Below are 17,575 nucleotides of genomic sequence, written 5' to 3'. Positions count from 1 at the left end.
GGTCACCTTCACCGCCGCCCCTTGGCAGGGCTGGAAGCGCTCGTTCCGAACGGTGGTAGACTGCCCTGAGGAGAATTCCTATGGAGTACGCAAAGCTGGGTCGGACCGGACTGGACGTATCGAGGATCTGCTTGGGCTGCATGGGTTTCGGCGTTCCCCAGCCGGGATTCCACCAATGGGTCCTCAGCGAAGAAGAATCCCGGAAGGTGATCCGCCAGGCCCTCGACCTAGGGATCAACTTCTTCGACACTGCCAACGTCTACAGCGCCGGCACCAGCGAGGAATTTGTCGGTCGGGCCCTGAAGGACCTGGCCCAACGTGACCAGATCGTACTGGCCACCAAGGTCCACGGCCGGATGCACGAAGGCCCTAACGGCGCCGGCCTGTCCCGCAAGGCCATCCTCAGCGAGGTGGACAAGAGCCTCAAGCGGCTCCGGACCGATTACATCGATCTCTACCAGATCCACCGCTGGGACTACGGTACACCCATCGAAGAGACCATGGAAGCCCTCCACGACGTCGTGAGGGCCGGCAAGGTCCGCTATCTCGGCGCCTCGGCCATGCGGGCCTACCAGTTTCTCAAGGCGCTGAACATCGCCGACCGCCACGGCTGGACCCGGTTCGTCTCGATGCAGAACCACCTCAACCTGATCTACCGGGAGGAGGAACGGGAGATGCTGCCCCTGTGCCAGGAGGAGGGGATCGGCGTCATCCCCTACAGCCCCCTCGCGGGCGGACGGCTGACCCGCGACTGGAGCGAGACGACCGCCCGAGAACAGAGCGACCAGGTGCTCCACCAGAAGTACGACGCGTCCGCCGATGCCGACCGACCCATCGTCGAGCGGCTGGCCGACCTTGCCGCCCGCCGCGGTGTCCCCCGGGCGCAGATCGGCCTGGCCTGGCTTCTCCAGAAGGCCCCCGTCACGGCGCCGATCGTCGGCGCGACCAGAAGCTCTCACCTGGACGACGCCGTGGCCGCGCTGTCGGTCAAGCTGAGCGCCGAGGAGGTCGCCTCCCTCGAGGAGCCCTACGTGCCCCACCGGATCGTCGGGTACCAGTGAGGACCCGTTCCACCCTCGTCGCCATCGCTTCCTCGTTCGTCGCGAGGGGGACAGGTAACTCCGCTGCGGTCATGAGGCGCTCCTGCGATGAGGGGGCTCGCGCCATCTTGACCGCTCCCGCGCGCCCAGCCAGCGCTCCAGCATCGCGTCGGACCGCCCGGACGGCGCGAGTCCGTCGCCGTGGTCCTCGCGAGCGGCGGAGACGCTGGGGCAGCGCCGGCATCTCATGCTGCCGGGGGCGCGGGCCCGGGGGCACCACGGCGCTGGCGCACGAACGCCGAGACGTGCGGCGCGGAACCCTGGATGTCTCGGAGGCGAGCTCCGATGCAACAAGAACCGAATTACCTCACCCGCGTGCCGCTGGCCTACTTCGTCACCTCGGGATACGGCGACACGGACTACGGTGGTGGGCTCGATCCATGGCACACAGGGTCGTTTGATCTGGCCCTGGCCATGGCCGGGATCGAGAACTTCAACATCGTCGTCTGCAGCTCGGTGATCCCGCCGGAGGCGTACGAGATCTCCCTCGACGTCGCAAAGCCCCATTTCCGGCACGGCGCGGTGATGGAGGTGATCCTGGCCTCCATGAACGGGAGGACCGGCGAGACCGTCACGGCGGGGCTGGGCCGCGTCCGCGTCCGCGATCGGCGGACCGGCGCCTGTCTCGGCGGGTTCGCCGCCGAGTACGAGGGGCACGGCGACGCCGCCACGGCCGCGCGCACCCTGCGTCACGAGCTGGAGGGCATCGCCCTGCGGCGCTACGACGCCGCGCAGGTCGACCTCGAGGTCGACCTGCCGGCGATCGCCTCGCGCGAGGTGCAGAACAAGCACGGGACTGCGATCGCTGCGCTGTGCTGGCTCACCTATTCGTTCCCGCAGCTGACCGAGCCGCAGCGCGCGGCGCTGCGCGCCGCGGAGAAGGCGCGGTGTCGAGGGGGTGGGTAGCGAACAGGGCTCATCGCCAGCGAGCTGGCCTCGCAGCCGCCGTCACGGCCGCCGCGCCGCCTCGAGCAAGAGCCGCCGCTCGGCCGCCGCGATGACCTGGCGCGCCGCGGGCTCGGCGTCCGGGTTCACCGAGATGGACGTGATGCCGAGCCGCACCAGGTGCTCGGCGAACTCGGGGCGGTTCGACGGCGCCTGCCCGCAGAACGAGGAGGTGATCCCGGCCGCCCCGCACGCCTCGATGATCCGCCCGATGGCGTCGAGCACCGCAGCGTCGGACTCGTCGAACAGCTCGGCGCACAGCGCGGAGTCGCGGTCCACCCCCAGCATGAGCTGGGTCAGATCGTTCGAGCCGATCGAGACGCCGTCGATGCCCATGCGCGCGTACTCCGGGATCCAGAACGCGGCGGAGGGCACCTCGGCCATGACCCACCGGTGCAGCCCGCGCTGGCGGCCGAGCGGGCTCCGGTCGATGCGCTCCAGGCAGGCCGCGAGCTCCCAGCGCGTGCGGACGAACGGGATCATGACATGCAGGTTCGGCGTCTCCTCGCGGACGTGGGCGAGCACCTCGAGCTCGAGCGCGAACAGCTCCGGATCGCGGACATACCGGTAGCAGCCGCGATACCCGATCATCGGGTTGTCCTCGGCGGGCTCGTATTGCTCACCCCCCTTGAGCCCGCGGAACTCGTTGGTGCGAAAATCGTACGTCCGGTAGATGACCGGACGGGGCTGGAAGGCGCGGGTGATGCGGAGCAGCGCGGCCGACATCCGCGCCACGAACTCGTCGCGGCCGCCGGACGCGATCAACGCCTTCGGGTGCACGCCGCCGAGCGCGTCGAGCAGCATGAACTCGGCCCGGAGCAGCCCCACGCCGTCCACGGGCAGCGCGGCCACCTCCTCGGCGCGCTCGGCGATCGCCATGTTCACGTAGAGCCGCGTGCCGAGGACGGCCGCCGGAGCCGCGCGCGCGAAGGCGGCGGCCGGCGCGCGCTCGGCCGGCGCCGCGGCCTTCGCAGCGGGCTCGACCCCCGCGGCCGCGGGCGCCCCGCCCGGAGCGGCCCCGGGCGCCTCCGCGGCGGCCCGTTGCCCTTCGAGGACCTTGCCGTGCGCGCCGTCGACCGTGACGAGCTCGCCGTCCCGCAGCGTCCGCGTGGCGGAGCGCGTGCCCACGACACAGGGGATGCGGAGCTCGCGGCTGACGATCGCGGCGTGGCAGGTCATCCCGCCGCTGTCCGTCACGAGGGCCGCGGCGCGGCGGATGGTGGGCACCCAGTCGGGTGACGTCATGGGCGCCACGAGGACCTCGCCGGCCTCGAGCCGCTGCCCCTCCTGCGGCGCGCGGAGCACGCGCACCACGCCGGACGCCGTGCCCGGGGACGCGCCGAGGCCCGCGACGAGGACCTCGCCGGGGGCGGGGTGAGGCGCGCCCAGCGTGGTGATCGGACGGGTCTGCACCAGGTACGTCGCCCCGTCCTCGACGGCCCACTCGATGTCCTGCGGAGCGCCGTAATGCTCCTCGACCCGCAGCGCGAGGCGCGCGAGCTCGAGCACCTCGTCGTCCTCGAGCACGCGCCGCGCGCCCTCGTCCTCCGGCAGGTCCACGCGCTGCTCTCCGCCGCCGTCCGGCGCGCGCACCAGCTTGAACGCCTTGTGTCCGACGCGGGCCTCCAGGAGCCGCGGCCCGCGCTTCGCGACCGTGTACGTGTCCGGCTCGACCTGCCCGCCGACCACGACCTCGCCGAGGCCGAACGCCGCCTCGACGACGAGGCGCGAGGTGTCCTTCGTCGAGGGATCCGCGGTGAAGATGACGCCGGAGCGCTCGGAGCTCACCATGCGCTGCACGACGACCGCCAGGGCGGGCTCCTCGGCGAGGCGCTGGGACTTCCGGTAGCTGACCACGCGCTCGCCGAAGGCGGAGGCCCAGCAGTCGCGCACGCGATCGAGCAGCGCCTGCTCGCCGGTCACGTCGGTGTACGTCTCGTGCATGCCGGCGAACGAGGTCGAGGCCGAGTCCTCCGAGGTGGCGGACGACCGGACGGCCACGACGGCGCCGGGCCCCAGCTTCCGGTAGGCGCCGACGATCTCCGCCTGGAGCTCGGCCGGGAGCGGCGCCGCCCGGACGAGCCGCCGCAGCTCGGCGCAGGCCGCGCGCAGCCCCGCCGGGTCGTTCGGATCGGCGGCGTTGAAGAGCCCGAAGAGCTGCTTTCGCACCCCCACGGCCTCCATCGCCGCGAGGTACGCGTCGGCGGTGATGACGAACCCCGGCGGCACGGGCAGGCCGGCGCGCGTGAGCTCTCCGAGGTTGCCGCCTTTTCCTCCGGCGGACGCGACATCGTTGCGGGACAGCGAATCGAACCAGAGGACGTGCGCGGTCACCGTGTCTCCTCGTCGAGATCAGGATGAATCCGCTCGGCGCTGCGGCGCCGGCGGCTCGCTCGAGCCTCCGCGCGTGCGTCGGAGCTCGGGCCTCCGGTGCTGGAGCAACATCCAGACCCGGCGCCGCCATCTCGCGATGGCTCACGGGATCCCGAGCAGCCCGCTCCCTTGATAGACGACGAGCGCCGCGACGTACGCCGCCGCGTAGCTGTAGGCGAGGACGAACGCCGGCCAGCGCCAGGTCTTCGTCTCGCGGCGGATCGCCGCCACGGTGCTCATGCACTGGCAGGCCAGGACGAAGAACGCGAGCAGCGCGAGCCCGGTGCGCGTCGAGTACGCGAGCGTCCCGTCCGGGCGCCTCGCCTCGCGGATCCGCTCGGCGAGCGGCGCGGGCTCGTCCGCGGCGTCCTCGATGCCGAAGATGACGCCCATCGTCCCGACCATGACCTCGCGCGCGCCGAACGAGCCGATGAGGCCGACGTTGATGCGCCAGTCGAAGCCGAGCGGCGCGGTCACGGGCTCGAGCGCGCGCCCCACGCCGCCGGCGATGCTCGACTCGAGCGGCGTCGCCGCGGTCTCGGCCGCGGCCGCCGCGGTCGCGGGCGGCTCCGGCGGCGCGGCGCCCGGCATGGGGACCTTCAGCAGCACCCACAGCACGGCCGAGACGGCCAGGATCACGGTCCCGACCTCGCGCGTGAACCGCCACGCCGCCTGGGACGCCTTGCGGGCCACGACGCGCACCTCGGGGCTGCGGTACGCCGGCATCTCGAGCACCATCGGGAGCGAGCGCCCGCGGGTCGCCGTGCGCCGGAGCACGAGCGAGGCGACGAGCCCCGAGAAGATGCCGGCGACGTAGAGCGCGACGAAGAGCAGCGCCTGCACCCACGGGCCGTGGGCGGCGAAGAACGTCGTCAGGAGGAGCGCATAGGTGGGGATCCGCGCCGAGCACGCCATGAGCGGGAGGACCAGGATGGCCGTGAGCCGCTCGCGCGGATCGCGGAGGATGCGCGTCGCGTGCACGGCGGGCACCGCGCACGCGTGCCCCATCAGGAGCGGGAGGAACGCGCGGCCGCTCAGCCCCATCAGCTGGAGCAGGCGGTCGACGAGGAAGGCGCCGCGCGCGAGGTAGCCGCTCGCCTCGAGCAGCTCCATCGCGACCGTGAGGATCACGATCTGCGGCATGAAGGCGAGCACCGTGCCCGCGCCGCCGAGCAGGCCGTCGACGACGAACGAGGCGGCGAGCCCCCCGCCGAGGGCGCGGGACACGAGCCCGCCGAGCTGGCCGATGGCGGCGTCGAGCGCCTCGGTGGCCGGCGTGGCCACGAGGAACACCGCGGCGAAGAGCAGCGCCATCAGCCCGAGGAACAGGACCGGACCGGCCGCCGGATGGAGCAGCACGGCGTCCGCGCGCGCCGTGAACGTCCTCCTCCGCTCCGCGGCGGCGTCGCGGCGCGCCGCCTCGACGTACGCGGCGCGCGCGACCACGTCCGGGTCCCACGCCGCGGCGCCGGGCGCCTCTGCGGCGCCCGCGTCGCGCCGCGCGGCGCCCGCGTCGAGCTGCGCGGCGATCGCGTCGAGCCGCGCGGCGCCCGCGTCGCGCCGCGCGGCGCCCGCGTCGAGCTGCGCGGCGATCGCGTCGAGCCGCGCGGCGATCGCGTCGAGCACCGCGCCGCGCGCGGCCGGATCCCTCGCGCTCACGAGCAGCACGGGCAGGCCGATGGCGCGCTCGAGGGCGCCGAGATCGATCCCGCGCCCCTCGGCCTCGAGCACGTCGCGCTGGGTGGCGACGAGGAGCGGCGCGAGCCCGCGGCGCACGAGCTCGCGCGTGAGCCGCAGGCCGAGCGCGAGCTGCGTGGCGTCCAGCACCTGGACGACGAGGCGCGGGCGCCCGCCCTCGCCGGTGCGGTCGAGGAAGCGGCGCGCGACGCCCTCGTCCGTCGCGGGGTCGACGACGGACTCGATCGAGTAGAGCCCGGGGAGATCCGCGATCGTCGCGACCTTTCCGCCGGCGAGGCGGACGTCGGCGGTGAGGATGTCGACCGTGATGCCGGGGAAGTTGCCGACGTGGGCGCTGCCGCCGGTCAGCCGGTTGAACAGCGACGATTTGCCCGAGTTCGGTCGCCCGAGCAGCGCGACGAGCGGCCGCTCGGCCGCCGCCGGATGGCGCGCCGCGCGCACCTCGGAGGCCGCGGCCGTCATGGGATCCGATTCGGCAGGGGCGCGACCAGGATGGAGCGCGCGAGCCCCGCGTTGATCGCGAGCTCGCCGCCGGAGCCGGTGCGCACATGGAGGGGGCCGCCGAACGCCGCGCGCCGGATCAACGTGAGCGTCTGGCCGGGGCCGAGCCCCATGGCTCCGAGCCATCCGGCGAGATCGGCGTCGAGGCCGACCTCGACCACGACCGCCCGCTCACCGGCGCGCACCTCCGCGAGCGGGCCCGTGGCTGGAGCGCCGTGCGCGTCGAGGTGCGGGGCGCCCACGCCCATCGGGCGCAGCGTCGCGGAGCTCGGGTCGAGGGGAATCGGGTCGAGGAGAACAGGAGAGGAAATGCCGGGCATCTTGTTCCGATCTCAGTGCTGAAAGTGTAAATCATTTTCATAAATCATCAACCGTGCCAGCTCCTGGCCGGCAGCTCTGTGCGGCGCTGGCGCACGCTGCGGCGCGCGGGGCGCCTCGCGACGCCGGACGAGCGTCGGAGGGGGAGCGGCCTGGAGCGCGCGCCGCTGGTCGTCTGCGGCTCGAATCCGGCGGCACGGACCGTGCTCGCCGCCCCCGCATGAGCGGCGCAGAGACCGGCTTTCAACCTGGCGATCGCGCGGTGCTCGGTCGGCCGGGGATCGCGGCGCTCCTGCAGTGCCTGCGCGAGGAGGGCTACCGGCTCATCGGCCCCACGCGCCGCGGCGGGGCCATCGTGTACGACGAGATCCAGGGCGCGGAGGAGCTCCCGGCCGGCTGGACCGAGCAGCAGGAGGCCGGCCGTTACCGGCTCTCCAGGCGCGCGGACGAGGCCCTGTTCGGCTACGCGGTCGGGCCGCGGTCGCTCAAGCACCTCCTGTTCGTGCCCCGGCTCCGCCTGGTGCAGCTCCGGCGGCGCGGCGGATCCATCTCCCGGACCGACGAGCCCGAGGCCCCTCCGCGCCTCGCCGTCCTCGGCGCGCGGGCGTGTGATCTCGCCGCGGTCGACGTGCAGGACCGCGTCTTCGTCGACGGCCCGCATCCGGATCCCGACTACGTGGCGCGCCGCAGGAGCCTCTTCGTCGTCGCGGTGCAGTGCGGGCAGGCGGGCGGGACGTGCTTCTGCGTGTCGATGCGGACGGGGCCGCGCGCCGAGCGTGGCTTCGACCTCGCGCTGACCGAGCTCCTCGACGGTGGCCACCGCTTCTTCGTCGAGGTTGGCAGCGACGCCGGCGCCTCCTTGCTCGCTCGCGTGGGCGCGCCCCGCGCCGGCGAGGACGACGCCCGGGCGGCCTTCGAGGTCTCGCGCCGCACGGCGACCCAGATGGGCAGAAAGCTGGAGACGGACGGCATCAAGGAGCTCTTCTATCGAAACCTCGAGCACCCTCGCTGGGACGACGTGGCCGAGCGCTGCCTCGGATGCACCAACTGCACGCTCGCGTGCCCGACGTGCTTCTGCAGCACGGTCGAGGACGTGGCGGACCTCGCGGTCGATGAGGACAGGGACGTGGCCGAGCGCTTCCGGCGCTGGGACTCGTGCTTCTCCCTCGACCACTCGTACCTGCACGGCGGCAGCGTCCGCGCCTCGCTCCGGGCTCGCTACCGGCAGTGGCTCACGCACAAGCTGGCCACGTGGATCGATCAGTTCGGCACGTCCGGCTGCGTCGGCTGCGGCCGGTGCATCACGTGGTGCCCTGTCGGGATCGACATCACCGAGGAGGCGGCGGCCATCCGCGCCGGAGACGGCGCTGTCGCCGCAGGGAAGGGGTAGGCGAGGATGCAGGCGCAGGAGCTCCTCCCCGTCCTCGGGGCTCACCCGTTCCTCGAGGGCCTCCCGGCCGCGCACCTCGCGTGCCTGGCCGAGTGCGCGTCTGCGCGGAGCTTCCCGGAGGGGGCGTTCCTCCTCCGCGAGGGAGGCGAGGCGGACACGCTGTACCTGCTCACAGAGGGGCGCGTGGCGCTCGAGATCCACCGCCCCGGGCGCGGCCCGGTGCAGGTCGAGAGCCTGTTGGGTGGGGACATCCTGGGCCTGCACTGGCTCTTCCCGCCGCGGCGATGGGTGCTCGACGCGCGGGCGGTCACGCAGGTCCGCGCGGTCGGGCTCGACGCGGCGCACGTGCGCGCGTGCTCGGACGCCGATCCGGCGCTCGGGTACGCCGTGTCCCTGCGCCTGCTGCGGCAGCTCTACGCGCGCCTGGAGCGCGTGCGGCTGCAGCGGCTCGACGTCTACCGGGCCGAGCCATGACCTTCGTGCCGCGGGAGGCCCCGCTGCCCTTCGCGCCGGACGCCGGGCTCCGGAGGAGCTCCGGCTCGCCGCTTGGGGCTGCGGGTCGCCTGGCGGCGCCCTCCGCCCCAAACCCCTTCACCCCGGAGCCCGCGCGCCTGCGGCGCGTCCACCGCGAGACGGAGACGACCTTCACGGCGACCATCGAGGTGCCGGGCCGGCCGGGCGGCCTCGCGTTCGCGCCCGGCCAGTTCAACATGCTCTACGCCTTCGGGGTCGGCGAGGTCGCGATCTCGATCAGCGGGGATCCCGCGCGGCCCGATCGGCTCCTGCACACGATCCGCGAGGTGGGCTCGGTCACGCGCGCGCTCGGGCGCCTCCGCTCGGGCATGGCGCTCGGGCTGCGCGGCCCGTTCGGCAGCCCGTGGCCGGTCGACGAGGCGCGCGGCGCGGACGTGCTGCTCCTCGCCGGCGGGCTCGGGGTGGCGCCGCTGCGCCCCGCGCTCTGCCACATCCTCCGGCACCGCGACGCCTACGGTCGCGTCGCGCTGCTCTACGGCGCCCGCGAGCCCGAGGACCTGCTCTACCGCAGCGAGCTCGAGCGCTGGAGCCGCCGCGCCGACCTGCAGGTGCTCGTGACCGTGGACCGCGCGGCGGCCGGGTGGAGCGGGCACGTCGGGGTCGTGCCGGCCCTCCTGCGGCTCGCCGACTTCGATCCGGGCCGCGCGGTCGCGTTCGTCTGCGGACCGGAGGTGATGATGCGCTTCACGGCGCGCGAGCTCGAGCGCCGCGGCGTCCCCGGCGAGCGCGTCTACGCCTCGCTGGAGCGGAACATGAAGTGCGCGGTGGGGATCTGCGGCCGCTGCCAGCTCGGGCCGAGCTTCGTCTGCAAGGACGGCCCCGTGCTCCGCTACGACCGCGTGGGACCGCTGCTCGCGGTCCGGGAGCTGTGAGCGCCATGGCGCGCCCCGCGAAGCCGAAGCTCGCCGTGTGGAAGTTCGCCTCGTGCGACGGCTGTCAGCTCAGCGTCCTCGACCTGGAGGACGAGCTCCTGTCGCTCGCCGCCGCGATCGACATCGCCTACTTCAAGGAGGCCACGAGCCTCGAGCGCGCGGGGCCGTTCGACCTGTCGCTGGTCGAGGGGTCGATCACCACGCCCGCCGACGCCGAGCGCATCCGCGAGGTCCGGCGGCTGTCGAAGGCGCTCGTCACGATCGGCGCCTGCGCCACGGCCGGGGGCATCCAGGCGCTGCGCAACTTCGCGAATGTACGGGAGTTTCTGTCGGTCGTGTACGCCTCGCCCGCGTACATCGAGACGCTCGCCACCTCCACGGCGATCGCCGACCACGTCCCCGTCGACTTCGAGCTGCGCGGCTGCCCGGTGAACAAGCGCCAGCTCTTGGAGGTGATCAGCGCCTTCGTCCACGGGCGCCGGCCCAGCGTCGCGAGCCACAGCGTCTGCGTCGAGTGCAAGATGCGCGGCAACGTGTGCGTGATGGTGACCGGGACACCTTGCCTCGGCCCGGTGACACACGCGGGCTGCGGCGCGCTGTGCCCGACCTACCAGCGCGGCTGTTACGGCTGCTTCGGGCCGATGGAGGCGCCCAACATGGAGTCGCTCTCGCGCGCGTTCCAGGCGGCGGGCGTGCCGGAGCGCGACCTCGTGCGGCTCCACCGCACCTTCAACGCGAACGCCCCGGCGTTCCGCGCGGAGAGCGAGCGGCATGAGCGCTGAGACGCGCACGATCAAGGTCGACTACCTCGCCCGCGTCGAGGGCGAGGGCTCGCTGACGCTCGTGATGGAGGACGGGCGGGCGAAGGAGGCGCGCCTGTCGATCTTCGAGCCCCCGCGGTTCTTCGAGGCGTTCCTCCGCGGCCGGGGCTACGCGGAGGCGCCCGACATCACGTCGCGCATCTGCGGCATCTGCCCGGTCGCGTACATCACGAGCGCCTGCCGCGCGATGGAGGACGCGCTCGGCATCGAGCTCGGCCCGGAGCTCCGCGCGCTCAGGCGCCTCCTCTACTGCGGCGAGTGGATCGAGAGCCACGCCCTGCACGTCTTCCTGCTGCACGCGCCCGATTTCCTCGGCTACCCGGACGCGGTCGCGATGACGCGCGACCACCGCGACTGGGTCGCGAAGGGCCTCGCCATCAAGAAGGCGGGCAACGCCATCGTCGCGCTCCTCGGGGGCCGGGAGATCCACCCCGTGAGCGCCCGCGTCGGCGGCTTCTACAGCGCGCCGCCCCGCGCGGCGCTCGAGCGCCTGCTCCCCGAGCTGCGCGCCGGGCGGGAGCACGCGCGCGCGTGCCTCGCCTGGATGGCGACGCTGCCGTGCCCGGAGGTCGAGCGGCCCTACGAGTTCGTCGCGCTCCGCAGCGACGACACGTACGCGATCGCCGAGGGGCGCCTCGTCTCCTCGGGCGGGCTCGACATCGAGGTGCGCGCGTACGACGCGCATTTCATCGAGGAGCAGGTCTCCTGGTCGACGGCGCTGAGATCCCGGATTCGCGGCGGCGGCAGCTACCTGTGCGGCCCGCTCGCGCGCTTCAACCTGAGCTTCGATCGCCTCCTCCCCGAGGTCCAGGACGCGGCGCGGGCGGCCGGGCTCGCCGTCCCGTGCCGCAACCCGTTCCGGAGCCTGCTCGTGCGCCTCGTGGAGATCCTGCAGGCGTTCGAGGAGTCGATCCGGATCATCGAGGCGTACGCGCCCCCGCCGGCGCCGTTCGTCGCGCCCGCGGCGGTCCGGGCGGGCACGGGCTACGGCGGCTCCGAGGCGCCGCGCGGCTTCCTGTACCACCGCTACACGCTCGACGCCGAGGGGACGATCCTGGACGCGAAGATCGTCCCGCCCACGTCGCAGAACCAGCGCTCGATCGAGGAGGACCTCTGCGCGCTGTCGCCGTCGCTCGCGTCGCTGCCGCACCGCGAGGCGACCGCGCGCGCCGAGCAGGCCGTGCGCAACCACGACCCCTGCATCTCCTGCGCGACGCACTTTCTCACGCTGCGCGTCGAGGAGGCGCCGCGATGACCGCGCGGATCATCGGTCTCGGGCAACGGGCCGCCGGGGACGACGCCGCCGGGCTCGCCGTGCTCGAGGCGCTGCGCCGCCGGGGCCTGCCGGGCGGCGCGGAGCTCGTCGAGGCGAGGGACGCGAGCGCGCTCGTCTCGCTCCTCCAGACGCCCGCGACGGTGGTGATCGTCGACGCCGTGCTCGCGTCGCCGCCCGGGGAGGTGCTCGATCTCTCGCCCTCGGACCTCGCCGCCGGCGCGCCTGTCCCGGTCTCGACGCACGGCCTCGGCGTGGGGCAGGCCATCGAGCTCGCGCGCCTCGCTGCGCCGGACCGTCTGTCGCCCGACATCCGCATCGTCGGCGTGAGCATCGGCAGACCCTGTCAGCGGGGTTCGGGGCGCAGGGCGCCGTCAGGCGACCCGGAGCCCCGAGCGTTGGCCAAAGGTTCGGGGCGCAGGGCGCCGTCAGGCGACCCGGAGCCCCGAGCGTCGGACGAGCTTGGCCTGTCGCCCGAGGTGGCCGCGGCGGTCCCCCGGGCCGTCGCCCGCGTCCTCTCGTCCCTCGGAGGGTGAGCCCGTGCACGAGTCCTCCATCGCAAGGCAGCTGCTCTCCGCCGCGCTGGACCGCGCCGCGGCCGAGGGGGCGACGCGGGTCCTCTCGGTGCGCGGCTGGGTGGCCGAGGCCGAGGCGCTCTCGCCGGAGAGCCTCTCGCTCCACTTCGCGGCGCACGCGCGCGGCACGCCGGCCGAGGGGGCGCGCCTCGATCTGCGGCTCCTGCGCGTCGAGGCGCGCTGCCTCTCCTGCGGCGGCACGTACGCGCCCGACCATCACGTGCTGCTCTGCCCGCGCTGCGGCGGCGACCAGGCGACGCTCCTCGGGCGCCTGGGGCTCGGGCTTGACGCGCTGGAGGTCGAGTAGCCATGCCGCGCCTCGCGCTCCGCGTGCAGGGCATCGTCCAGGGCGTGGGCTTCCGCCCCCTCGTGTACCAGCGTGCGTCCGCGCTCGGCCTGGGCGGCTGGGTGCGGAACCGCCCCGACGGGGTCGAGATCGAGGTGCAGGGGCCGGAGCGCAGCCTCCGCGCCTTCGTCGCAGGGCTGAGCCGCGAGCCCAGCGCGCCCGCGCGCGTCGAGCGCATCGAGATCGAGCCGCGGGCCGAGGAGGAGACCGGTCCGTTCCAGATCCTCGGCAGCGAGGCGGCGAGCGGGGCGCGCCCGTCGGTGCCCGCGGATCTCGCCGTCTGCGAGGCGTGCGCCCGCGAGGTGGACAGCGAGACCGGCCGCCGCCGCCGCTACCCCTTCACGAGCTGCGCGCGGTGCGGACCCCGCTACACCATCCTCTCGGGGCTCCCGTACGACCGGGCCAGCACCACGATGGAGCGCTTCGCGATGTGCGCCGCGTGCGCCGCGGAGTACGAGGACCCCTCGGACCGGCGCTTCCACGCGGAGCCCATCGCCTGCCCGGCGTGCGGCCCGCGCGTCGAGCTCGTGACCTCCGCCGGAGACCCGATGGAGCTTGGGGGCTCCGGGTCGCCTGACGGCGCGCTCCGCGAGGCCGCGGCCGCGGTGCGCGCGGGGAGGGTGGTCGCCGTGAAGGGGCTCGGCGGGTTCCACCTGCTCGTCGACGCGACGTCGCCGGATGCGGTCGCGCTCCTGCGCCGGCGGAAGCGCCGCGACGCAAAGCCGTTCGCCGTGATGTTCGGCTCGCTCGGCGCCGTGCGGGACGCCTGCCACGTATCTCCCGCGGAGGCCGACGCGCTGCTCGGCCCCGAGGCGCCGATCGTGCTGCTGCGGCGGCTCGCGCCCGCCGCTGCGCGGGTCGCCATCGCCGACGCGGTCGCGCCGGGCATGCCGCGCCTCGGGGCGCTGCTTCCCTACACGCCGCTCCACCGGCTGGTGCTCCAGCTCGTCGGGCGCCCGGTGGTCTGCACGAGCGGCAACCTCTCGGACGAGCCGATCTGCATCGACACCTCGGACGCGCTGGAGCGCCTGGGCGGCGTCGCCGACCTGTTCCTCGTGCACGACCGGCCCATCGCGCGCCCCCTCGACGACTCCGTGGCCCGCGTCGGGCCGGCCGGGTTCGAGCTCCTCCGCCGCGCGCGCGGGTTCACCCCGCTGCCCCTCCCGCTGCGGGTCGCCGCCCCGCCGATCCTCGCCCTCGGCGGCCACCTGAAGAGCACGACGGCGCTCTTCTTCGACGGCCAGGTGGTGGTCAGCCAGCACCTCGGCGACGCGCACACCGCGGAGGGCGCCGCGCTCATCGAGCGCACGGCGCTCGACCTCGCGCGCCTCTTCCGGGTGCGGCCGGAGCGCGTCGCCTGCGATCTCCACCCCGACTACGCGGCGAGCCGCATCGCCGAGCAGCTCGCGGCGGCCTTCCGCGCGCCGCTCGTCCGCGTGCAGCACCACCACGCGCACGTCGCCGCCTGCATGGCCGAGCACGGCCTCGATGGCCCGGTCCTCGGCCTCGCGTGGGACGGCGCCGGCTACGGGCTCGACGGCGCGCTCTGGGGCGGCGAGGCGCTGATCGTGGACGGGGTGTCCTCCCGCCGCGCGGCGCACCTCCGCTCCTTCCCGCTGCCGGGCGGCGAGCGCGCCATGAGGGAGCCGCGCCGCTCCGCGCTCGGGCTGCTCTGGGAGCTCCGCGGCGAGGGCGCCCGGGACCTCGCGCGCGCCTGGTTCCGCGAGGCCGAGCTCGGCCCGCTGCTCACCATGCTCGCGCGCGGGACGGGCTCGCCGCGCACGACCAGCGTGGGGCGCCTGTTCGACGGGGTGGCGGCGCTCGCGGGCCTGCGCGGGGCGGCGAGCTTCGAGGGGCAGGCCGCCATGGAGCTGGAGTGCCTGGCCGAGGCGGCCGGCGGGCAGGCGGGCTATCCGCTGCCGGTGCGCGCCGGCGCGCCGGGGGCGCCGGCGGTGATCGACTTCGGCCCGCTGATCGACGCGGCGCTGGGCGACCGGCGCGACGGTGTGCCGCCCGGCGTCATCGCGGCCCGCTTTCACGCGGCGCTCGTGGACGTCGCCGAGGCGCTCGCCGCAGCGACCGGCCTCGGGCGCGTCGTGCTCGCGGGCGGGTGCTTCCAGAATGCGCTCCTCGCCGCGTCGATCCGCGAGCGCCTCGCCGCGCGCGGCGTCGAGGTCTACACGCCGAGGCTCTACCCGCCGGGCGACGGCGGCCTGTCCCTCGGCCAGATCTTCGTGGCCGCGCGGCGCGGCGCGGGCGCCGACGCGGTGGAGGCGTGACGATGTGCCTCGGCGTCCCCGGCAAGGTCCTCGGCGTCACGGGTGGCGACCTCCGGCTCGGCCGCGTCGCCTTCGGCGGGATCGTCAAGGAGATCTGCCTCGCCTACGTACCGGAGGCCGAGGCCGGCGATTACGTGATCGTGCACGCGGGCTTCGCCATCAGCCGCGTCGACGAGGCGTCGGCGCGGAGGACGCTCTCCTACCTCGATGAGCTCGGCGCCGCGCGCGAGGGGGAGGAGCCGCGATGAGGTTCATCGACGAGTACCGCGACGCGCAGCGCGTCGCGCCGTACGTGGAGGCGATCCGGCGCGAGGTCTCCCGCCCCTGGTCGATCATGGAGGTCTGCGGCGGCCAGACGCACGCCATCGTGCGCTTCGGCCTGGATGAGCTCCTGCCCCCGGAGATCTCGCTCCTGCACGGCCCCGGCTGCCCGGTGTGCGTCACGCCGGTCGAGCTCATCGATCGCGCGCTCGGGATCGCCTCGCGCCGCGAGGTCACGTTCTGCTCGTTCGGCGACATGCTGCGCGTCCCCGGCTCGAGCGAGGACCTGTTCGCGGTGAAGTCGCGTGGCGGCGACGTGCGCGTCGTCTACTCGCCGCTCGACGCGCTGGCGCTCGCCGAGCGCCTGCCGGGCCGTGAGGTCGTCTTCTTCGCGGTCGGCTTCGAGACCACGGCGCCCGCGAACGCGATGGCGGTGTTCGAGGCGCGGCGCCGCGGCGTCCGGAACTTCTCGCTCCTCGTCTCGCACGTGCTCGTGCCGCCCGCGATGGAGGTGATCCTCCGGGCGCCGGACCGTCGCGTCGACGGGTTCCTCGCCGCGGGCCACGTCTGCACGGTGATGGGCATCGACGCGTACCGCCCGCTGGCCGCCGAGCACCGCGTCCCGATCGTGGTCACCGGCTTCGAGCCGATGGACATCCTCCAGGGCATTTTCATGTGCGTCCGGCAGCTCGAGGAGGGCCGCGCCGAGGTGGAGAACCAGTACGCCCGCTCGGTGCGCGAGGCCGGCAACGAGGCTGCGCAGCGCATGCTCCGGGAGGTCTTCGAGGTCGTGCCCCGGACCTGGCGAGGCATCGGTCCCATCGCCCGGAGCGGGCTCGGGCTCCGGCCGCCGTACGCGGACCACGACGCGGAGCGGCGTTGGGCGCCGTCGGGCGACCCAGAGCCCCGAGCGTCGACCACCTGCAAGAGCGGCCTCGTGCTCCAGGGGGTGATCAAGCCGCCAGACTGCCCCGCGTTCGGCACACGCTGCACGCCGGAGACCCCGCTGGGCGCCACGATGGTCTCCTCGGAAGGCGCGTGCGCGGCCTACTACCGTTACCGGAGGGCGGACCCGCCGCGCGGTTCGAGATGAGCTGCCCCGTGCCGCTGCGCGAAAGGACGGTCCAGCTCGCTCACGGGGGCGGCGGGCGGCTCATGCGCGAGCTCATCGAGCGCGTTTTCCTGCCCGCCTTCGACAGCGCCCCTCTCGCGGCCCGTCACGACGGCGCCGTCGTGCGGCTCGGCGGCGCGTCGCTCGCGTTCACCACGGACACCTACGTTGTGCATCCGCGCTTCTTTCCCGGAGGCGACATCGGCACGCTGTCCGTCTATGGCACGGTGAACGACCTGGCCGTGACGGGCGCCCGGCCCGCTTACCTGAGCGCCGGCTTCATCGTGGAGGAGGGGCTGCCCATCGGAGAGCTCCATCGCATCGCGCTGTCGATGCGCGCCGCCGCGGACGCGTGCGGGGTCGAGCTCGTGACGGGCGACACGAAGGTGGTCGACCGGGGCAAGGGCGATGGTCTGTTCATCAACACGGCCGGCATCGGCGTGGTGCCCGAGGGCGTGGCCATCGCGCCGCGCCGGGTCCGGCCGGGGGACGCCGTCCTCGTGTCCGGCGACGTGGGGCGGCACGGGATCGCGGTGCTGTCCGTGCGGGAGGCGCTGGCCTTCGAGGAGCCCGTGGAGAGCGACTGCGCGCCGGTGGCGGACCTCGCGGCGGCGCTGCTCGCGTCGGGGATCGACGTCCACTGCCTGCGGGATCCGACCCGCGGCGGGCTCGCGGCCGTGCTCAACGAGATCGCGCTCGACGCGGGCGTCCACGTCGAGGTGGAGGAGGCGAAGATCCCCGTGGAGCCCGCGGTGCTCGGCGCGTGCGAGCTGCTCGGGCTCGACCCGCTCTACGTGGCGTGCGAGGGCCGGCTCGTCGCGTTCCTGCCGGAAGCCCACGCCGAGCGCGCCCTGGCGAGCCTGCGCGACCACCCGCTCGGCCGGGGGGCCGCGCGCATCGGTCGGATCGTCGGGGAGGGGAGGGGCGGCGTCGCCCTGAGGACCCGGCTCGGGACCCGGCGCACGCTCGATCTGCTCTCGGGCGAGCAGCTGCCGCGCATCTGCTGAGATCGCGCAGCAGCATCCTGCGCCGGATGTGCTCGTGCGCCCGCGTACGGTCGGGCGAGCTTCTGGCGCAATGCGTCATGTTGCCAGCGTCAGGGCGGCGCCTGCGTCTCCCGTGGACGATCCGTCGAGCGGGCGGACCAGCGTCACGAGATCCCGCAACCTCCTGGCACG

General features: G+C 74.2%; 16 protein-coding genes. 13 read left to right on the top strand and 3 right to left on the bottom strand.

The window, feature by feature from the left end; all coding sequences use genetic code 11:
- Positions 1–80 precede the first annotated feature (80 nt).
- Both WMF20_RS45690 and WMF20_RS45685 read left to right on the top strand, forming a co-directional pair.
- Positions 81–1,061 carry an aldo/keto reductase gene (locus tag WMF20_RS45690; RefSeq protein WP_437608040.1) on the top strand — a complete coding sequence of 327 codons (981 nt, stop codon included), beginning with the start codon at positions 81–83 and terminating at the stop codon, positions 1,059–1,061.
- Positions 1,062–1,385: 324 nt separating this feature from the next.
- Positions 1,386–2,006, top strand: a complete 621-nt coding sequence (locus tag WMF20_RS45685) for a pyruvoyl-dependent arginine decarboxylase (RefSeq protein WP_437608039.1) — start codon at positions 1,386–1,388, stop codon at positions 2,004–2,006.
- Positions 2,007–2,048: 42 nt separating this feature from the next.
- On the opposite strand, the gene ppsA is transcribed toward WMF20_RS45685, so the two are convergent.
- The 3 genes from ppsA to WMF20_RS45670 form a co-directional block, all read right to left on the bottom strand.
- Positions 2,049–4,379 carry a phosphoenolpyruvate synthase gene (ppsA, locus tag WMF20_RS45680; protein WP_437608038.1) on the bottom strand — a complete coding sequence of 777 codons (2,331 nt, stop codon included), beginning with the start codon at positions 4,377–4,379 and terminating at the stop codon, positions 2,049–2,051.
- Positions 4,380–4,520: 141 nt separating this feature from the next.
- Complete coding sequence (gene feoB / locus WMF20_RS45675; protein WP_437608037.1) at positions 4,521–6,578, bottom strand: ferrous iron transport protein B; 2,058 nt, start codon at positions 6,576–6,578, stop codon at positions 4,521–4,523.
- On the bottom strand, positions 6,575–6,937 hold the full coding sequence (locus WMF20_RS45670; protein ID WP_437608036.1) for a FeoA family protein: 363 nt from the start codon (positions 6,935–6,937) through the stop codon (positions 6,575–6,577). The genes feoB and WMF20_RS45670 overlap by 4 nt, the downstream gene beginning before the upstream one ends.
- Before the next feature lie 218 nt (positions 6,938–7,155).
- Here WMF20_RS45670 and WMF20_RS45665 point away from each other — a divergent pair, with 218 nt between their 5' ends.
- From WMF20_RS45665 to hypE, 11 genes are read left to right on the top strand one after another with little or no spacing between them, the layout of a single operon-like run.
- Positions 7,156–8,325, top strand: a complete 1,170-nt coding sequence (locus WMF20_RS45665; RefSeq protein WP_437608035.1) for a 4Fe-4S dicluster domain-containing protein — start codon at positions 7,156–7,158, stop codon at positions 8,323–8,325.
- A 6-nt stretch (positions 8,326–8,331) separates the two neighbouring features.
- Entirely contained in the window at positions 8,332–8,799 is a 468-nt protein-coding gene (locus WMF20_RS45660; RefSeq protein ID WP_437608034.1) for a cyclic nucleotide-binding domain-containing protein, read from the top strand.
- Positions 8,796–9,731 carry an FAD/NAD(P)-binding protein gene (locus WMF20_RS45655; protein ID WP_437608033.1) on the top strand — a complete coding sequence of 312 codons (936 nt, stop codon included), beginning with the start codon at positions 8,796–8,798 and terminating at the stop codon, positions 9,729–9,731. The genes WMF20_RS45660 and WMF20_RS45655 overlap by 4 nt, the downstream gene beginning before the upstream one ends.
- Positions 9,732–9,736: 5 nt before the next feature.
- On the top strand, positions 9,737–10,513 hold the full coding sequence (locus WMF20_RS45650; protein ID WP_437608032.1) for an oxidoreductase: 777 nt from the start codon (positions 9,737–9,739) through the stop codon (positions 10,511–10,513).
- Positions 10,503–11,807 carry a Ni/Fe hydrogenase subunit alpha gene (locus WMF20_RS45645; RefSeq protein WP_437608031.1) on the top strand — a complete coding sequence of 435 codons (1,305 nt, stop codon included), beginning with the start codon at positions 10,503–10,505 and terminating at the stop codon, positions 11,805–11,807. Before WMF20_RS45650 ends, WMF20_RS45645 begins: the two co-directional genes overlap by 11 nt.
- On the top strand, positions 11,804–12,361 hold the full coding sequence (locus WMF20_RS45640) for a hydrogenase maturation protease (RefSeq protein ID WP_437608030.1): 558 nt from the start codon (positions 11,804–11,806) through the stop codon (positions 12,359–12,361). Before WMF20_RS45645 ends, WMF20_RS45640 begins: the two co-directional genes overlap by 4 nt.
- A gap of 4 nt (positions 12,362–12,365) precedes the next feature.
- Positions 12,366–12,707 (top strand): hydrogenase maturation nickel metallochaperone HypA/HybF, encoded by a 342-nt coding sequence (locus WMF20_RS45635; protein WP_129580116.1) that lies wholly within the window; start codon positions 12,366–12,368, stop codon positions 12,705–12,707.
- A gap of 2 nt (positions 12,708–12,709) precedes the next feature.
- Entirely contained in the window at positions 12,710–15,025 is a 2,316-nt protein-coding gene (hypF, locus tag WMF20_RS45630; RefSeq protein ID WP_437608029.1) for a carbamoyltransferase HypF, read from the top strand.
- 2 nt (positions 15,026–15,027) lie between these two features.
- A complete protein-coding gene (locus WMF20_RS45625; protein ID WP_437617229.1) occupies positions 15,028–15,273 on the top strand; it encodes a HypC/HybG/HupF family hydrogenase formation chaperone in 246 nt (81 codons plus the stop codon).
- Entirely contained in the window at positions 15,270–16,379 is a 1,110-nt protein-coding gene (gene hypD, locus WMF20_RS45620; RefSeq protein ID WP_437608028.1) for a hydrogenase formation protein HypD, read from the top strand. The genes WMF20_RS45625 and hypD overlap by 4 nt, the downstream gene beginning before the upstream one ends.
- Positions 16,376–17,404, top strand: coding sequence for a hydrogenase expression/formation protein HypE (hypE, locus tag WMF20_RS45615; protein ID WP_437608027.1), 1,029 nt, complete (start codon positions 16,376–16,378; stop codon positions 17,402–17,404). Before hypD ends, hypE begins: the two co-directional genes overlap by 4 nt.
- Positions 17,405–17,575 lie beyond the last annotated feature (171 nt).

The organism is Sorangium sp. So ce834 (genome assembly GCF_051521425.1).
Lineage (GTDB): Bacteria > Myxococcota_A > Polyangia > Polyangiales > Polyangiaceae > Sorangium > Sorangium cellulosum_D.
Note: the sequence above shows the minus strand (reverse complement) of the source record. Positions and strands in the feature narration are given on the sequence as shown.